The organism is Lujinxingia litoralis (assembly GCF_003260125.1).
Lineage (GTDB): Bacteria > Myxococcota_A > Bradymonadia > Bradymonadales > Bradymonadaceae > Lujinxingia > Lujinxingia litoralis.
Genome location: NZ_QHKO01000011.1, coordinates 42772 through 60620 on the forward strand (window position 1 = coordinate 42772; position 17849 = coordinate 60620).

A 17849-nucleotide genomic window follows, 5' to 3' on the forward strand; every position below is an offset into this window, starting at 1 on the left:
ACGTTTTCAAACTGATTGAGAGGATGGCGAGATGCGAAGCGAAGTGGTCATGCCGCAGATGGGAGAGTCGGTTACCGAGGGTACGGTGACCGCATGGCTCAAAGAGATCGGCGATGTTGTCGAGCGTGATGAGCCGCTCTTCGAGATCACCACCGATAAGGTCGACGCCGAGGTACCCAGCCCCATCGCCGGGGTGCTGGTGGAACGTCTGGCGAAGGTGGGCGATACGGTGGAGATCAATACGGTGGTCGCCGTGCTCGACACCGAGGCGAAGGCCGGCGAGGTCCCGGCCGCCGCGCCCGAGAGCGCGGCGAAGGCCGCCGCGTCGACGGTCGCTTCGACCGGGGCGGCGTCCGGCGCGCGCACCTCGGGAGCCACGGCCACCGCGCTGGCGGAGGCCCCCACCCCCAGCCGCGGGGGCGTGCCTTCGCGCGAGGAGCTTCGCCGCACCCGCTCCACCCCGCTGGTGCGCCGGATCGCGCAGGAGCACGGCATCGCCGACCTCTCGCAGATCGATGGCAGCGGTCTGAGCGGCCGGGTGACCAAGGCCGATATCATGGCCTTTATCGAGTCGGGCGCTCATGAGCGCGCGCAGGGCACCAATGGCTCGACCGGCCGCATCGCTCAGCCCTCGCGTCCGGCGCCGGCTTCTCCGGGACTTGCCCCCGGGGAGCGTGATCACTTTGAGCCGATGGGCCCGCAACGCGCGGCGATCGCTGAGCATATGATCCGCTCGCGTGCCACCAGTGCCCATGCGCATACCATCCATGAGATCGATTTCTCGGCGGTGTTTGCCGCCCGCAAGCGCATGAAGGCCGAGTTTGAGGAGCGGGGCGTCAAGCTCACCTTCACCGCCTTCATGGTCAAAGCGGTGGCCGACGCGCTGCGCGCTTTCCCGGTGGTCAATGCCTCGCTGGATGGCGACCAGCTGCTCTACCGCGGCGACATCAACGTGGGGGTGGCTGTGGCGCTGGAGGCTTCGCTGATCGTGCCGGTGGTGCGTAACGTCGATGAGCTCAGCCTGCTGGGCATTGCCCGCTCCATCAACGATCTGGCCGAGCGCGCCCGCACCAAGCGGCTGAAGCCCGATGAGGTCCGCGGCGGCACCTTTACCCTCTCTAACCACGGCATCTTCGGGCCTGAGTTCGGCGTGCCGATCATCAATCAGCCTCAGACCGCGATCATCAGCACCGGGGCCATCAAAAAGCGTGTGGTTGTCGATCAGAAGACCGACGCCATCATGGTGCGGCCCACGGCGATCTTCTGCATGTCCTTTGACCACCGCACGATCGACGGGGCGACCGCCGATAAGTTTCTGGCGCATATCCGCCAGACCCTTGAGGGGTGGGAGTGATTCAGGAGGGCGCCGGTGCCTGGCACCGGCGGCCGCCCCTGGGGCTCGAATCAGGAGAATTGAAACCTCCCCGGGTCCGGCTGCATCCTTTAAGGTAGATGGCCCTCTCGACTGGCGAGCGGGTCAAACTTCCAGTGAACGACTTACGTGCTTGACGCACGGTATCTCAGAAGGAGTCCATCGTGACGACGCATACCTTCAACAAGAACAACTTCAATGACGAAGTGGTCAACGCCGATGTTCCCGTGATCGTCGACCTGTGGGCCCCCTGGTGTGGTCCCTGTCGGGCACTGAGCCCGGTCATCGACAAGCTCGCTGGCGAGTTTGACGGTCAGGTCAAGGTTGGCAAGATCAACATCGATGAGGAGCCCGAGCTGGCCCAGGCGTTCAACGCTCGCTCCATCCCCATGGTCGTGGCCATGCGCGGTAACGACGTGGTGGACGTGATGCTGGGCTTCCAGGGCGAGCAGCCCCTGCGCAAGCTCTTTGAAAAGGCCAGCGCGGCGAAGTAAGCAGCCGCTGCTGCACTTTGCACACCGGCGCCCCGGGCGCCGCACAACCTTGAAGCTCGCCAGAGGACGCCCGCTTTCGTGTTGAGAGCGGGCGTCCGTCGATAGGGTGTCGACGCCCTGGCCAGCCCCTGGACGGACGTGGTGAAGATGAGTGACGTGAAGCAAGCCCCCGAGCAGCTCTCCGAGGCGCATCAGGCGATGTGGTCGCAGCTTGAGGCCGAGCTCAATCCGTTGATTGAGGCCGGAGCGCCGCATCAGGCGGTGAGCCGGTTGAGCGCGATGATCGACATGATGGGGCCGGGCGCCGAGAGCCCCTCGGAGCGCAGCGATGATGACCTGCTGCGCGGGCGGCTCTTGAGCCGGCGTGCCGAGCTGCACCTGGACCTCGACGAGCTCGATGACGCCCTGGCCGATGCCCAGGCGGCCTGGAAGGCTGGCTGGCGCGACGGAGCCACCATGGCCGTAGCCGGCTGGGCCAGCTACCAGCTCGATCAGCCCGAGGCGGCTCAGGCCTACTTCAACGAGGCGATCAGCCGAGAGGGTGATGACCCGGCCATTCTTATGGGCCGCGCGCTGGTGGCCGTGGAGCTGGAGGAGTACGAGGAGGCCCGCGCCGACCTTACGCACGCGCTGACCTTTGATGGCGAAAACGCCGAGATTCTGGCGCTGCGTGGTGAGGTGCACCTGCGTCTGAGCGAGATCCAGGCCGCCGAGCGCGATCTGCGCGCCGCCCGCGAGCTGGAGCCTGAGGACCCGGACTACGCTCTGGCGATGGCTCGCCTGCATATGCTGCGCGCGCAGATCGATGACGCGCTCAGCCTGCTCGATATTGCGGTTGGCGAGGGCAGTGACTTTGCGCTGGAAGCCATCCTGATGCGCAGTCATCTGCGCCTGGTGCGTGGGGAGCATCGCCTGGCCCGGGAAGACGCGCTGCGCGCGTCCAATTCCTATCCCGACGAGGCCTTTGCCTTTGTGCAACTCGCCAGCGTGCAGCTGGCCGCGGACAAGCTTCAGGCGGCGAAGAAGGCCGCGGAGCGTGCGGTGCTCCTCGATCCCAGCCTCCCCGACGCCTACAGCGTGCGCGCTGTCGTCTATCAGCGGGAAGGCGATGAGGAGGCCGCCGGCGCCGACCTGGAGCGCGCCCAGATCGCGGCGCCGGAGCTCCCGATGTTTTTGCTCGGTCCGGCCTACGATTCGGTGGAGATGCCCGCGCTGGATACCTCGCTTCTGGAGGCGCTGGGCAAAGACTTCGATCCCTCGGCCTTTGGTCGCGCTTTTGGGGCCGGCGGCGATGGTACCGGCGCCGGCGCGAAGCTGCCCGGTGGCGATCCCTTTGGCATGCTCGACCAGCTCTTTGATGACTCGGGCAACATCCGCGGCGCGTTTAAACCCCTGGTCGAGATGGCGCTCAAGCAGGCGCCCAACATCATGAAAAACCTGCCCCGAGGCATGATGCCCGACGTTGACGAGGAGACACTCAAAAAGATGGATCTCTCCAACCTCACGACCGAGCAGCTCGAAGCGCAGATGCGGGACTTTTATAAGATGATGAAGTCGGGCGGTGCTCCCGCAGAGGAGGCGCCGGCCGAACAGGAGGATGACGCCGACGACGAGCGCTGAGCGCGCCGTCGCCGGGCTCATGTTGCCCTTTGCAGCCCCCGAGCGCCGCGGCGCTCGGGGGCTCTTTTTGTGGTCGGAGACCGCGGTCGCCCCGTGCGGCGGGACCGGGGTCAATCTCTTGGCTCTCCAACTGCGGCGCTGGACAAACCCCGGGGCTCTTCTCTATGAAGACCACCGCAGGGTCAGCGCACGACGGGTCTGATGCCTCGATCCGGTGGCAAGGATAGAGCTTGCCAGCCCGGGTTGAGCGCGTAGATCTGGACCTTGTGAGCCGCGGAGTCTGGACATGGATGAACAGCGAATCTCGGGACGCCCCTTATGTCGAAACTTGTGATCGTGGAATCGCCCTCGAAGGCGAAGACCATTCAAAAATACCTGCCCAAGGAGTTTGTGGTGAAGGCCTCGCTGGGCCATATCCGCGATCTCCCGGACAACGCCAGCCAGATGCCGGCGAAGTATAAAAAAGAGTCCTGGGCGAGCCTCGGGGTCAATACCGAGGAGGGCTTTGACGCGGTCTACGTGGTCAAGGATCCGCGGTCCAAGAAGGCGATCAAGGAGCTGAAGGCCGAGCTCAAGAAAGCCGACGCCCTCTACCTCGCAACGGATGAAGACCGTGAGGGAGAGGCGATCAGCTGGCACCTGTTGGCCGAGCTCAAGCCCAAGGTTCCGACCCACCGCATGGTCTTTCACGAGATCACCAAGACGGCCATCGAGCGCGCCCTGGAGAACACCCGGGAGGTCGATGATCATCTGGTGGCCGCTCAGGAAACTCGCCGCATTCTGGACCGCCTGGTGGGGTATCCGCTCTCGCTGCTGGTGGGCAAGAAGATCAAGTACGGTCTCTCGGCCGGCCGCGTGCAGTCGGTGGCGGTGCGCCTGCTGGTGGAGCGGGAGCGGGAGCGCCGTCGCTTTAAGATGGGGTCGTACTGGGATCTGAAGGCCCAGATGAGCGAGAAGGGTGCTGCTTTTGAGGCGGTGCTTCAGCAGGTCGACGGCACCCGGGTGGCAACCGGCAAAGATTTTGATGAGAACACCGGCCAGATCGCCAAAGGCAAGAAGGTCCTGCTTTTGGATGAGAAGCAGGCCAAGAAGATGGTCGACCAGCTGGCCAGCCGCCCCTGGACGGTGGAGGAGATCAGCGAGCGTCAGTACACCACCCGTCCCAAGCCTCCTTTCATCACCTCGACCCTGCAGCAGGAGGCCAGCCGCAAGCTGGGGCTGTCGGCCAAGGACACCATGCGCGTGGCGCAGTCGCTCTACGAGAACGGTTTCATCACCTACATGCGTACCGACTCGGTGAACCTCTCGCAGCAGGCGCTGGGTGCGGCCCGCAAGGCCGCCAGCGAGCTCTACGGGGCGGAGTACGTGGCCGATAAGCCGCGAGTGTATGCCTCGAAGTCCAAGGGGGCTCAGGAGGCTCACGAGGCGATTCGTCCCACCGGCGACGCCTTCGTGCATCCGCAGAAGTCGGGGCTGAAGGGCCGCGATCGCAAGCTCTACGACCTGATCTGGAAGCGTACCGTGGCCAGTCAGATGGCCGACGCCAAAAAGACCAGCGTGCGCGTGGATCTGAAGGTCAGTGACGAGGAGCACACCTACGTGTTCCGCGCCAACGGCAACCGCATTGACTTCGCCGGCTTCATGCGGGCGTACGTCGAAGGCGCCGACGACCCGGAAGCGGCCCTCGAAGATCGCGAGGTCCTGCTGCCCGCGCTCCAGGAAGGCGCCAGCGTGGACTGCAATGAGCTTGAGGCCATCGGTCACGAGACCAAGCCGCCGGCGCGCTACACCGAGGCTTCGCTGGTCAAGGTGCTCGAGGAAGAAGGGGTGGGGCGTCCGAGTACCTACGCCACGATCATGAGCAAGATCACCGCTGGCGAGAAGTACGGGCGCAAGGTCGGGCGCACGCTGGTGCCCACCTACATGGCCTTTGCGGTCACCGAGTTTCTGGAGAAGCATTTCGGCGAGCTGGTCGACACGCAGTTCACCGCGCGGATGGAAGACGATCTCGATGAGATCGCCGCGGGCAAGGGCTCCAAGGTCGAGTACCTGCACGAGTTCTACCGTCGCAAGGGCGCGTTTGCCGATAAGGTCACCGAGGGCGAGGAGAAGATCGAGCCCGACCTGGCCCGAGAGGTCATGCTGGAGGACTTCCCGGCCACGCTCAAGGTGGGACGCTACGGGCCTTACGTGCAGATCGAGGTCGAGGGCGAGACCAAGACCGTGGACGTGCCCGATGACATTCCGCCGGCCGACCTGGATTACGACAAAATCCTCAAGCTGCTGGAGAAGCGCGAGCAGGGACCGGAGTCCTTGGGGATCCACCCGGAGAAGGGCGAGCCGATTTTCTTGATGAACGGTCGCTACGGCGCGTATTTCCAGCTGGGCGAGCGCACCGAAGACAACAAGAAGCCGCCGACCGCCTCGGTGCCCCGGGGCATGAAGCCCGAGGATGTGACGCTGGAGCAGGCCGCGCAGCTTCTGGATCTGCCGCGCACCCTGGGCGATCACCCCGAGGATGGGGAGCCGGTGGAGGCGGGTATCGGGCGCTACGGGCCCTTTGTGAAGCACGGCAAGGAGTACCGAAACCTGCCGGAGCAGGAGATGGTCTTCACCGTGACGCTGGAGCAGGCGCTGGAGCTGCTGGCGCAGCCCAAGGGGCGTCGTGCGAGCACGCGCAAGGTGCTCAAGGAGCTGGGTAAGGATCCGGATAGTGGCAAGCCCATCAACGTGCTCGACGGGCGCTACGGGCCTTACGTGAAGCTGGGCAAGGTCAACGCGTCGCTTCCCAAGGGAACCAACCCCGACGACATGACCCTGGAGAAGGCCCTGGAGCTGATCGAGCAGAAGAGCGCTGGCTGAGCCAGGTTTGAGTTAAGCGCACCGAGATACACAAAGCCGCCCCGGAACCCGGGGCGGCTTTGTTGTGTGTGTCGCAGACCGGCGGGGCCCCTCCTCGGGCATCAGCGCGGGGGGCCGGCGTTCTCGTCGGTGGCGAGCACCGGCAGGCCGGTGAAGATGTCGAGAAGGGAGACGCCCGGGACCAGGGGAAGGTTCAGCGTGGTGTGGGCCTCTTTGAGGGTGCGAAATTGCCGGATGCCCATGGTGTCGAGCTCGGGCAGGGGCTCGGGGGTGATGAGTGCCACGGGGTTACGATCCAGGGCCAGCGCCAGCACGTAGGCGCGTTGCTGGCCGCCGGCGTGGGGCTCTGGCGAGGTGGCCTGACCGCGCAGTTCGGCCAGCAGGCGTTCTTTGCCCCGCTGCATCGCCCGGGCAAAGGCGCGCTCGCCATCGCCGCGGCCGACGCCCTCGTGGCATTCGGCCTCCAGCACGATCCAGCCACCGGGGGCCAGCGCCGTGTGCTCCAGGAGCGCGGCGTAGGTGGCCGCGCGCGAGGCCTGGTAGAAGTTGTCGGCTTTGCTCGGGGGCAGCCGGATGTGCAGCCAGGGCAGGGGCTCGTCACAGCGGTAGAAGAAGGCCTCCCCGGCCAGCTGGCAGGCCCGCTCAAAGGTGGGGCGAACCGGGCCGTAGAGGAGGGCGCGGGGCTCGGGGGTGCCGGGCACGATCTGCAGAGCGTCGATCGGGCAGGGCAGGTCGGCCACCCGCCAGAGGGCCTCCTGGAAGGGGTTGTTGTCGATGCGACCCAGGCGAGTGCCGGGGTGACGCAGGAGCTCCAGGCCGTGCATGGTGGCGATCGTTTCGGCGCCGGCGCAGCCGATGGCCAGGGCTTTGACCCCGCCGGAGAACCCGGCGTACTGGTGGGGTTCCACCGTGCCCACCACCAGGATGCGATCGTGCTGGAAGAGCATCGGATGCAGGAGCGCCGGGAGCGGGCGTTCGGAGCGCGTTTGCGGGTAGCCCACCAGTGCGTCGGCCTCGGGGGCGCTGAGCAGGCCCACGTCGGCACCGGGCATCGAGAGCCGGGGATGGTGGGGGGTATGCTGGGTGAGGGTGGCGCCGAGCTGCCGGCAGATGGTGAGCAGCGGGCGGAGCTCGGAGAGGGCCAGCGCGCGGTGGAGTCCCAGGGCTACCAGCACCGAGATGCTGGCGGGCTCCCCGGCTCTGAGGTGGCTCAGCACCGCGTAGAGCGCGCCGGCCAGGTCGAGGGGGCGTGTGGTGTCGGGGATGACCACCAGCAGGCGCTTCCCTTCGAGCTCGGGGGTGTGATCCGAGGTGGCGAGGGTCCAGTCGATGGCGCGGGTCAGCGCGCTCTCAGGAGGCGTCCAGGGGTTGGAGGTGTTCAAAGCGCTCCTGAAGGACGATGGCCAGGTTGAGCTTCAGGGTATCGTAGTCGCAGGGGGTGGAGAGGCGTTCTTTGAGGTCGGCAAGCTTATCATGAGACGACCAGTCGCTGGCAACTTCCCGAAGCTCCGGCAAAAGGCGGCCGTCGGCGTGGTCCTGAAGGGGGAGCGGATAGCCGTGCTCGGCCAGCTTGAGAAAGTGGCGCAGGACGCTGGAGGGGGTCAGGCCGCGTTGTTCGGCGATGCTCTGATAATCATGCCCCTCCCGGGCCAGCGCAAAGGTGCGCAGGTAGGTTTCGCCGAGCTCGGAGTCGGCCAGGTGGGCGGCCAGGTGGGCGGGGAGCGGGGGTTCGTTCTGGCGAGCGGCGGCCTGGTGAGAGGAAGGGGCGCCGCTGCGCCGGGGGCTGGCAGACACCGAGGTCAGGTGGCGCGCCAGCACCTCGGCCACCGGCGCGGGCAGGGGCTCGCTGGCGATCATCAGCGCGGTGCCCTCTTCGGTGAGCGAGACGCAGCCGTGGGTGTTCTGAGTGGTCAGCCCGAGCTGGGCGCAGACATCGATCAGGCGCACCAGGTCGTCCTGGCGCAGCGCGCTCAAGATGCCGTGGGTGGAGAGCTGGTCGAGACCGGCGCCCACCACTTTTTTGGCGCGCGAGCCGCGCAGCATCGCCGCGACCACGTGCGTGCCCCAGCGTCCCCGGGTGCGGGCGATGCCGCTTAACACCTTGCGCAGCACCGTCTGGGCCGCTTCGCTGACGACGATCGGGGCCCGCACCTGGCCGGCGTCCCGGGCGTAGCTCGGCGGTCCGCAGCAGCGGTCGCAGCGCCCGCAGCGGGGGATGTCTTCGGCCGTATCGCTGAAGTAGCGCACCAGATAGAGCTGGCGGCAGGTGTGCCCGGTGGCGTAGCGAACCATGTCCTCTTGATGGTCCTCATCGACCCGGCGGCGCGCGTCGAGCGCGTGCCAGTCCACGCGCAGCTCGCGGGTGCGCGCCCGGTCCATCACCTGGAGCCAGGGGGTGGGGCCCCGCTGCCCGAAGGCCACATGCCCCCCGCGCTCCAGCAGGCGCAGCGCCGAGCCCACCGCCCAGGGATGGACCCGATCGTCGCCGGCCCGCGAGAGGTGGTCGGCCAGCATGTCGGCATCCAGCGCGTGGGTGCCCTCGCCATGCTTTTGCAGCAGGCTCCACAGGCGCTCGATCTGCTTGCGGTCGGGGAAGGAGTTCTCGGTGAAGAACTCGTGGATGCGCAGATCGGCCCGGTTGAAGAGGAGCAGGCAGTGGGCCGACTCGCCGTCGCGGCCGGCGCGGCCGGCCTCCTGGTAGTAGGCCTCCACGCTGCCCGGGATGTTGAAGTGGATGATGGCGCGCACGTCGCTCTTGTCGACCCCCATGCCAAAGGCGTTGGTGGCGATGAGCAGCGGGGCGTCGCCGGCCATAAAGGCGTCCTGCACCTCGTCGCGCTCCTGATCGCTGAGCCCGGCGTGGTAGAGGGCCGGATAGTAGCCCGACTCGCGCAGGTTACGCCCGACCTCTTCGACCTGCTTGCGGGTGGCGCAGTAGATGACCTTGCTTCCCTCGGGAGTCTGGTCGAGGAGGGCTTCGATGCGCTCGTATTTGGCGCGGCGGCTGCGTGCGGGGTAGACCTCAAAGAAGAGGTTGGGGCGCTCAAACCCGGAGACGACCACCCGCGGGGATTCAAAGCCGAGCTGGGCGGCAATGTCGCGCTGGACCTCCGGGGTGGCCGTGGCGGTCAGCGCCAGGGTGGTTGGCGAGCCCAGCTGCTTGCGCACCTCTCCCAGGGTCAGGTAGTCGGGGCGGAAGTCGTGTCCCCACTGGCTGATGCAGTGGGCCTCGTCGATGGCAAAGAGCCCGATCGGCAGGCCGGCGAGCGCGTCGAGGAAGACCTGACTTTTGAAGCGCTCCGGGGCGACCAGCACGATTTTGTAGGCCCCGGCCCGCATCCCGGCCAGGCGCTGGCGCTGCTCATCCCAGCTCAACGAGGAGTTGATGTAGGTGGCCGGAATGTTGAAGGACTCCAGGGCGTCGGCCTGGTCCTTCATCAGCGCGATCAGTGGCGAGACGGCCAGGGTGAGTCCGGGCATCACGCAGGCCGGGAGCATGTAGCAGAGGCTCTTGCCGCTGCCGGTGGGCATCACGATCAGCGTGTTGTTGTTCTGGACCACCGCCTCGATGCCGCGGCGTTGTCCGGCGCGAAAGGCCTCAAAGCCAAAGACGTCTTGCAGCGCCCGATCGATCGAGGGGGCGATGGGAGCAAAGGGGTCGGGGAGGTTCATAGCGCGGTGCTCAGGAGGAGGGCCGGCCTTCAGGGACCGGGCGTGGCGAGGGGGCAAGGGCGGGACTTACCCTGTTGTCGTGCTCGCCAGGCGAATGTTGCCTCTTTTCTCAGGTTCCGCGATCTCGGGCAAGGGGTTCTCCCGAGCGGGCCGGGCTTCTTGGGTGGGGGATCTGCACGTGCAGAACGCCGGGGCGAGGGCTTGAGTGGGGGATCTGCACGCGCAGAACGCCGGGTCGAGGGCTTGAGTGGGGGATCTGCGTTCGACAGAAGGGGAGGTTGGGGCTCGGAGTGGGGGAGCTGAGGGCCCGGGTCGAACCCCTTAAAAACGCAGCGTCAGCCCGGCGCTCGGGGCGAAGATCCACCCGTCGTAATTGCGGGGGGAGCCAAGGACGGTGGGGCGAAAAAGCAGGCGCATCATTGTCACATCCAGGTGCGCAAAGACGTAGCGGTAGCCGAGCATCGCCCCCCAGTTCAGCCCGAGGTAGTGCATCTGGGAGTCGCCGAAGTAGGACGAGGGGTTGTAGTCCTGGTACTCCGGGGGCAGGCGTCCTTCCAGCCAGGCGGGCAGCTTCGGAGAGACGCTGATCCGGGAGTAGAGGTAGCGTGGCGAGGCGTAGAGCTTGATCATGTCGCGATACTCCCAGCCCACCGAGAGCCCGGCCTCCAGGTCGCGGCGTTCAAACTCGGTCATCACCAGCCACTCCACCGCCGAGCTGGCCACCGAGAGGTGGTGGCCGTAGGCCACGTGGGCGGTCAGGGCCAGGGAGCCTTCGGGGCTTTCGAAGAGTTGGAGGCGGAGATCGGGTTTGAGCACCGCGCCGTTGTAGCGCAGCCCCACGTCAAGCCCGTGGAGCACCCGGTCGCTGACCCCCACGCGGGCGGCGAACTCCGGGGTAAAGCCCGGGCGCAGGAGCGTCCAGACCAGCAGCGCGTCGAGGAGGGTGCGCAGTTCGTCCTCCGAGACGGGGTCCTCGGTGTTCTGGACCGCCTCGTAGACCGCTCGCCCGGCGTTGATCGTGCCATCGAACACGCCGGTGTTCAGGTCGGCGGCGGCCACGCCCGTGATCTGCACCTGGCCGGGGTCCAGGGTGTGGGCCGGGGCCAGGTTGGTCAGCGAGGTGGCGCAGCCGCTGGTGACGAGGAGGGTGGCCAGCACAAGGGCGTAGCGAGACCAGAAGGAGCGGGCGAAGGGCATCGTCGAACTCATCGCGTCGGGGGAATCAACCGGGGCGCCATCTTGACAGAGGTAGGGGCATTTGCCCTACTCCCCACGGGTTTGTCGAGCGAGGCGCACATTTTTGTGCGTCGCGGCATTTTCCCCGTTGGTCCGTCGACGCCCGCGAGCCCCCTGGCCCACCCATGAACTCCTTTCCCGTCTGAGAGCCCCGATGAGCGCATATCATCTGAAGACCGATCCGGAGCTGACGCGCTGGCGCCGTCATCTCCACGCCCACCCTGAACTCAGCTTTGAGGAGCATCAGACCGCGGCCTTTATCGAGGAGCGCCTGCGGGAGCTGGGTGTGGCGCAGATGGAGCGGGTCGCCGACACCGGGGTGGTCGCGCTGATCACCGGGGAGCTGCCCGGGCCAACCCGGGCCTTTCGCGCGGACATCGACGCGCTGCCGATCGAGGAGCTCAGCGAGCATGACTACTGCAGCACGCGTCCCGGGGTGATGCATGCCTGTGGGCACGATGTGCACACCACGGTGGGGCTGGGCGTGGCGCGGGAGCTGATGGCCCGGCGAGCCGAGCTGCGCGGGAGCGTCAAGATGATCTTTCAGCCGGCCGAGGAGGCCTCCCCGCAGGAGGTGCCGATCGGCGCGGAGCGCATGGCTTGTGAGGGTGTGCTGGAGAACCCGGCGGTGGAGGCGATCCTGGCGCTGCACTGCATGCCCACGCTGGAGGTGGGCAAGATCGGGTACACCGGCGGGGCAGTGTGGGCGCAGTCGGAGCTGGTGGAGATCGTTATCGAGGGGCAGAAGAGCCACGGGGCCTACCCGCATGAGGGGGTCGACGCGGTGGCGATTGCCGCCCAGGTGATCGTGGCCCTGCAGCAGGTGGTCAGCCGGCGGACCGACGCCCGGGAGGCCGTGGTGCTCTCGATCGGAAAGATCGAGGCGGGCAACTCCTACAACATCATCGCCGATCGGGCCAAACTCACCGGGATTCTGCGCGGGCTCTCCATCGAGGCCATGGAGCGGGCCAAGGAGGGGGCGCGCGCCATCGTCGAGGGGATCGCCGGGGCGATGGGGGCGCGCGCGACGCTGCGCTTTGTGCCCGGGGCCCGGCTCACCGCCAACGATCCGGGGCTGGAGGCGCAGGTGGTGCGCCTGATCGAGGCCCGGGTCGACGGGGGCGTGATGGTCAAGCACCTGCCCCAGCTCGGCGCTGAGGATTTTGCGGCCTTCTCACGCCGGGTGCCCGCGGCGTATCTCTTTCTGGGGGTTAAAGATCCCGCCAGCGCGCAGGTACATCCGCTTCACACCCCGCGTTTTGATGTGGATGAGCGCTGTCTGGAGCTGGGCGTGCGGGCGATCACCGAGGCGCTGCTGGGTCTGGGCGAAGATGGCTGAATCGCGTCAAGGCGCGTTGCGCACTTCGGGGTGTGTGCGTATAACTCACCCCTCGTGTTGCCCCGTTGGCAGCGCGATCTATCCCAAGTGAATTGACTTTGCGCCCACCCAGGAGCGATGGCGATGAAAGGCGGCATGAATAGCCTGGTCCGTCAGGCCCAGAAGATGCAATCGCGCATCACCAAGGTTCAAGAAGAGATCGGTAATAAGACCATTGAGGCCTCCACCGGTGGCGGCATGGTCACGGCCGTGGTCAACGGCAAGCAGGAGCTCCTGCAGATCAAGATCAACCCCGACGTCGTCGATCCGGCCGACGTGGAGGTGCTCGAAGAGATGGTGCTTGGCGCCGTCAACCAGGCCATGGAGATGGCCGGCGAGATGATGAACTCCGAGATCGAAAAGATCACCGGCGGTCTCAACATCCCGGGCCTCTTCTAAGAAGCTCGATCCCGTACCCGGGTCCACCCGATGAAGCCCCGCGATCCCATCACTCGCCTGGTCAATGCGTTTCGTAAGCTGCCGGGCATTGGCGAGCGTACCGCCACCCGCCTGGCCTTCTTTGTGCTCAATGAGAGCGAGGAGATGGCCCGGGAGTTGGCCGATGCGCTGGTAGAGGTCAAGGAGCGGGTGGGCCTGTGTACGGTCTGTTGTAATCTCACCGAGGCTCAGGTCTGCGAGATCTGTCGGGATCCCCGACGCGATGCGACCACCATCTGCGTGGTGGAACGCACCCAGGATCTGCGCGCGATTGAGCGTACCGGTGATTTTCGGGGGCTCTACCATGTGTTGCACGGGCTGATCAGTCCGCTCGATGGTGTGGGACCCGATGATATTCGGCTGCGCGAGCTGCTGACCCGGTTGCAGACACCGCCCGGGGGAATGGAGGCGCCACAGGAGGTGATTGTGGCCTGCAGCCCCTCGGTCGATGGCGAGGCCACCGCACTCTACTTGCAGCGACTTCTCAAACCTCTGGGGCTCACCGTAAGCCGGATCGCCAGTGGTGTACCCATTGGCGGTGAGCTTGAATACACCGACCGAGTGACCCTCTCTCGCGCCCTCTCCCAGAGGCGGGAAATGTAGAGCTCGTGCGGGTTTTTCCCCCCTTGCCCCGGCCTAACCCCGGCGTTGCGTGGGGTGGGTCACTGTGCTAGCTTGGCCTTGAAGTCATTCTGACGCCGACTCGACCCTCCGGTGTGGAGGCAACCGAGGAGTAACTCCATGCTCAGTTCCCAGATGGTGATTTACGAAGAGGAGCACCAGCAGCTCACAGAGATCTGTGAGCGCCTGGTGCGCGATGCCCTCGCGAAAGCCATCTTTATCGTGGACAAGGACGGGCAGCTGGTCACCGCGACTGGCGAGACCTCCGGCATCGACACCACCGGCCTGGCCTCCCTGGTGGCGGGTTCCACCGCTGCGACCGGTAGCCTCGCTCTGATGCTCGGCGAGGAGGAGTTTCCGGTTCACTTCCACGAAGGAAAGAACAAGCATCTGCATGTCTCGGTGATCGGAGACACGCTGATCCTTGTAGTGATCTTCGATGAGCGCTCCAGCCTTGGTCTGGTGCGCCTGCGGGTGAAGCGCGCCTATGCGGAGATGGCCGATGTCATCGCCGCCGTCGCCGAGAAAGCCAAAGATGGCAACAAGGATATGGACATTTTCGGCGAGATCACCGACGACGATATCGATAGCCTGTTCAACGACGCCTTTTGAGGGTTGAGGCGCCGTGCTCCAGACGCAGTATTTGAGGTGGTTTTGGGGAGTTTTTGAGAGGATGCATCGGGCTTTAGCGGCATGCTCCAGAGACTCCAGGGTTGACCGGGTGGTCGGCCCGCGGATGTTCAAAATTTAATTCGACACGATTTCGCCTCGTGGTATAACGCTTCGCGGCATGCCGGCGAGTTTATTCGACGATGTCGATTTCGAGACTTCGAACCAGCTAATGCGAGCGTCCCGGCCCCAGGGCGTTTTGCGGAGGCCACGCGCGGTGACGAGAAGGTCCCTATGTCGTTCATCAATTACGCCCAGCGGGAAATCATCCTCAAAATCGTTTACTACGGGCCGGGGCTCTGTGGAAAAACGACGAACATTAAGTTCATCTACTCAGGGACTAACCCTGACGCCCGCGGTAAGCTGGTAAGCCTGGAAACCAAGCAGGAACGTACGCTCTTCTTCGACTTCCTGCCGCTGAGCTTGCCGGCCATTCGTGGCTTTAAGACGCGCCTGCACCTCTACTCGGTGCCCGGGCAGCTCTTTTACAGCGCCAGTCGTAAGCTGATCATGAAGGGTGCCGACGGCGTGGTGTTCGTTGCCGACAGCCAGCGCGCCCGCAAAGAGGCCAACATCATCTCGATGGAGGACCTCAAAGAAAACCTTGTCGCCTACGGCTACGATATCGACAAGATCCCCTTTGTGATTCAGTACAACAAGCGCGACCTTCCCACGGCCATGCCGCTGGAAGAACTCCGCGCCGATCTGAACCCCGAGGGTAAGTACCCCGACTTTGAGGCCAGCGCGATCGCGCCCAATGGGCCCGGCGTGTTTGAGACGCTGAAGGCGGTAGTCAAACAGATTCTGGTGGAACTCAAAAAGACCAAATAAGGTCGACGAGGCACCGAGCTTGAGAAGGCGGTCCCCTGCAGAGGGGGCCGCTTTTTTTTGTGCGCGGCGCGCCGAGATTTGTCTGGTTGGCGCGGAATGGTTGTTGAAATGGTGTTGTTTTTCAATCAGTTACGACAAAAACGAAGAGCTGCACGCGGAGGTGTACGATGGGCCTGCTCTCGGAGCTAACCTACACGCATATGGAAGTCTTTACGGCGCTTGATGCCATGGAGCGAGCGCTATCTCGTGCGCGGCGCTCGCGCGAGGACAAGGCTGAAGTTGGCGCGATCTTGCGTGAGGTGGTGCCCCAGGCGCTCCTGTTACGCCAGCGCCTCAAGGCCAGTTTTGAGCGCGAGCGTGAGCATCTCTACCCCCGGGTGCGGCGCATCTTCGGCTCGGAGGTCGAGGAGATCGGCGGGCTCAAGCGCTACGCCGACCAGATTCTCGATCAGCTCGATCATTTCATCGACGAGCTTCCCTCAACGGGCGAGGATCGCCCCCACCCGGTGCGCCTGGCCTACCTGGCGTTGCTCTTTGATGAGCTGGCCGAACTCTACGAGATGCGCACCGAGATCGAGCGACGCTTCTACGAGTGTTACTCCACGATTGTGTTCCCCGGTGGCGCGACCACCGACTGAGCGTGGCCTCGGATGAGGTTGATCTGGCAAGTCCGGCGAGCCTGTCGCATAGTCACAGCCGTCTCGATGGAGGGCTGAACGATGCGCAGATGGAGTGAACAGGCCGCGGGCGGGCATGGCGAGGAGCCGGGAGGGGAGGCGCCTTTTGCCGATCCGGTTACGCTGGAGGTGATCGGGGCCCGGGCCTTTGTGGCGCGCCTTGCCCCCTACAGCGCTTCGGCCAGGGCTGGGTCGAGTCGCGTCCGGAGCTACGCCCCTGAGGAGCTCGAGGCCTGGCGGGCCGAGATCGAGGCGCTGCGCGCGTTGGATCGCTGGTATCACGACTGCCCACAGGCCCAGCGCCCGAGCGCCGATGCCCTGCGAGAGCTCCCCACGTTGGAGCGTGCGCTGCGTCGCCTGGAGCTCCACGAGGTGCTGCGAGACGCCGAACTCTTCGAGATTAAGCGATTTTTCTTTTACGGGCTCGCACTTCTGGAGGCGGTGGAGGGGGCCGATGGTCTGCCCTTGTCCGACGATCCCGATGCGGAGGCCCTGCGCCAGGCCATGGCCGGGATGCACCCGGAGGCCCGGCCCACCGCGCGCTTTCACCTAAGCGATCAGCTCGATCCGGAGCTGGCAGCGGCTCGTAAGGCCCAGCGTCAGGCAGCCCGTGAACTGCGGGGGCGACGCGAGGCGTTGGAGGCGGAGATCTGCGACAGCTACGGCGGTCGTTTCGATCTCCGAGGGCGCTATCGTCCTGAGGCGGGGACCACGCCAGACGATCCGCGTCTGGAGTGGCGGGCGGGCGCCTGGCATCTGATCGCGCCACCGGTGGCGGACGCCGCGCAGGCGCTCGACCGGGCGGAGGTTCTGGTGGCCGAGTGTGAGCAGGCGCTGCGGAAGCGGCTTTCCGAGAGGCTCGCGCCCCTTGCTCCCCGGATTCAGGCGCTGCACCAGGCGCTGGTGCGCTTTGATGAGCGCCTGGCGCGTGTGCGCCTCAAAGCCGAACTCGGGGCGTGCTGGCCCACGCTGGCGCCAGAGTCCGCGGGGGCATCCTCACCGGCGGTGATGCACCTGGCGCACGGGCGCGATCCGGGGCTTGTGGATCGTCTCGCGGATCAGGTGCAGCCCATTGATGTGACCCTCGAAGAGGCGCTGACCGTGGTCCTGGGGCCGAATATGGGGGGGAAATCCGCGCTCTTAAAACTCGTGGGGCTCTGCCACTTCTGTGCTCAGGCGGCGTTGCCGGTGCCGGCCCACTCCTTTGTGTTTTCGCCGTTTCATGCCCTGATTTACGTGGGCAGCGAGGAGCCTGGCGGCGCGTCGGACTCCGAGGGGCTCTCGTCGTTTGGGCGAGAGGTGCGTCGGCTGGTGAAACACTGGGAGGGGAGGAGCCCGCGCCTGTGGTTGCTCGATGAGCTCGGCAGGGGCACCCATCCTCAGGAGGGCGCGAAGTTTGCGCGCGCGGTGATGGAGGCCCGCGCCGCCGCCGGCGATCGCCTCGTGGTGGCGACGCACTTTCCCGAACTTGCCGCGCTCCAGGGGGTGGCCCGGCTGCGGATCCGGGGGTTGGAGGTCAGCGATGAAGCATTGCGCTCGGCGTTGGCCGGGGTCGATGAAGGTGAACTCGATCGGCTCACCGCCGGGTTGCGCGGCCTGATGGACTACCGACCCCGCGCCAGCCAGGCGACCGATGTGCCTCGCGACGCCTGGCGGGTCGCTCGGGCGCTGGGGCTGGAACTCGGCGAATTCAAGTGATTCAGGCTTCGGGAGGAGGTTAAAAACTTCCCTCCGTTCGCCATCCGGGCCACCATGGTCTTCTTGTGGACCTTGGCAACTCAAGCGATTCCCCGAATGGTTCTGTTCGCGGGCCGACCAGGGGAGCTCGGAGTTAAGGGTTGAAGTTTTTCTTTAAGTTTTTTGACCCGACCTCCGTCCTGGTGTTTGATGGGACACGATGTAGGTGCAGGTAGTCAGGCAAGGAAGCGAGCGACACCGGCATCTGGAGGTTCCCCTCGCGGGCCAACGGCGTTTTGGGC

General features: G+C 65.6%; 14 protein-coding genes. 11 read left to right on the top strand and 3 right to left on the bottom strand.

The window, feature by feature from the left end; genetic code table 11:
* Positions 1-31 precede the first annotated feature (31 nt).
* The 4 genes from DL240_RS17280 (at position 32) to topA (ending at position 6348) form a co-directional block, all read left to right on the top strand.
* Positions 32-1354: a dihydrolipoamide acetyltransferase family protein gene (locus tag DL240_RS17280; RefSeq protein ID WP_111731152.1), complete on the top strand. Its 1323-nt coding sequence runs from the start codon at positions 32-34 to the stop codon at positions 1352-1354.
* A 182-nt stretch (positions 1355-1536) separates the two neighbouring features.
* The gene (gene trxA / locus DL240_RS17285) at positions 1537-1866 is read left to right on the top strand and encodes a thioredoxin (RefSeq protein WP_111731153.1); all 330 of its coding nucleotides are present in this window, start codon (positions 1537-1539) and stop codon (positions 1864-1866) included.
* A 147-nt stretch (positions 1867-2013) separates the two neighbouring features.
* Positions 2014-3486, top strand: a complete 1473-nt coding sequence (locus tag DL240_RS17290) for a tetratricopeptide repeat protein (RefSeq protein WP_146618381.1) — start codon at positions 2014-2016, stop codon at positions 3484-3486.
* Positions 3487-3804: 318 nt separating this feature from the next.
* Positions 3805-6348: a type I DNA topoisomerase gene (gene topA, locus DL240_RS17300; protein ID WP_111731156.1), complete on the top strand. Its 2544-nt coding sequence runs from the start codon at positions 3805-3807 to the stop codon at positions 6346-6348.
* 101 nt (positions 6349-6449) lie between these two features.
* On the opposite strand, the gene DL240_RS17305 is transcribed toward topA, so the two are convergent.
* The 3 genes from DL240_RS17305 to DL240_RS17315 all read right to left on the bottom strand — a co-directional run bounded on the left by DL240_RS17305 (position 6450) and on the right by DL240_RS17315 (position 11217).
* On the bottom strand, positions 6450-7730 hold the full coding sequence (locus tag DL240_RS17305) for a lactate racemase domain-containing protein (RefSeq protein WP_111731157.1): 1281 nt from the start codon (positions 7728-7730) through the stop codon (positions 6450-6452).
* Positions 7699-10020 (bottom strand): RecQ family ATP-dependent DNA helicase, encoded by a 2322-nt coding sequence (locus DL240_RS17310; RefSeq protein WP_111731158.1) that lies wholly within the window; start codon positions 10018-10020, stop codon positions 7699-7701. Before DL240_RS17310 ends, DL240_RS17305 begins: the two co-directional genes overlap by 32 nt.
* A gap of 321 nt (positions 10021-10341) precedes the next feature.
* The gene (locus DL240_RS17315) at positions 10342-11217 is read right to left on the bottom strand and encodes a hypothetical protein (protein WP_111731159.1); all 876 of its coding nucleotides are present in this window, start codon (positions 11215-11217) and stop codon (positions 10342-10344) included.
* A gap of 193 nt (positions 11218-11410) precedes the next feature.
* On the opposite strand from DL240_RS17315, the gene DL240_RS17320 reads away from it, so the two are divergent.
* The 7 genes from DL240_RS17320 to DL240_RS17350 all read left to right on the top strand — a co-directional run bounded on the left by DL240_RS17320 (position 11411) and on the right by DL240_RS17350 (position 17568).
* On the top strand, positions 11411-12595 hold the full coding sequence (locus tag DL240_RS17320) for a M20 metallopeptidase family protein (protein WP_111731160.1): 1185 nt from the start codon (positions 11411-11413) through the stop codon (positions 12593-12595).
* 135 nt (positions 12596-12730) lie between these two features.
* Entirely contained in the window at positions 12731-13033 is a 303-nt protein-coding gene (locus DL240_RS17325) for a YbaB/EbfC family nucleoid-associated protein (protein WP_199589854.1), read from the top strand.
* Positions 13034-13063: 30 nt separating this feature from the next.
* Positions 13064-13675 carry a recombination mediator RecR gene (recR, locus tag DL240_RS17330; protein ID WP_111731162.1) on the top strand — a complete coding sequence of 204 codons (612 nt, stop codon included), beginning with the start codon at positions 13064-13066 and terminating at the stop codon, positions 13673-13675.
* 138 nt (positions 13676-13813) lie between these two features.
* Positions 13814-14305, top strand: coding sequence for a roadblock/LC7 domain-containing protein (locus tag DL240_RS17335; RefSeq protein WP_111731163.1), 492 nt, complete (start codon positions 13814-13816; stop codon positions 14303-14305).
* 291 nt (positions 14306-14596) lie between these two features.
* On the top strand, positions 14597-15193 hold the full coding sequence (locus tag DL240_RS17340) for a GTP-binding protein (protein WP_111731164.1): 597 nt from the start codon (positions 14597-14599) through the stop codon (positions 15191-15193).
* Between the two features lie 167 nt (positions 15194-15360).
* Positions 15361-15831: a hypothetical protein gene (locus DL240_RS17345; RefSeq protein ID WP_111731165.1), complete on the top strand. Its 471-nt coding sequence runs from the start codon at positions 15361-15363 to the stop codon at positions 15829-15831.
* Positions 15832-15912: 81 nt separating this feature from the next.
* Positions 15913-17568: a MutS-related protein gene (locus DL240_RS17350; RefSeq protein WP_111731166.1), complete on the top strand. Its 1656-nt coding sequence runs from the start codon at positions 15913-15915 to the stop codon at positions 17566-17568.
* The last annotated feature ends 281 nt before the right edge of the window (positions 17569-17849 follow it).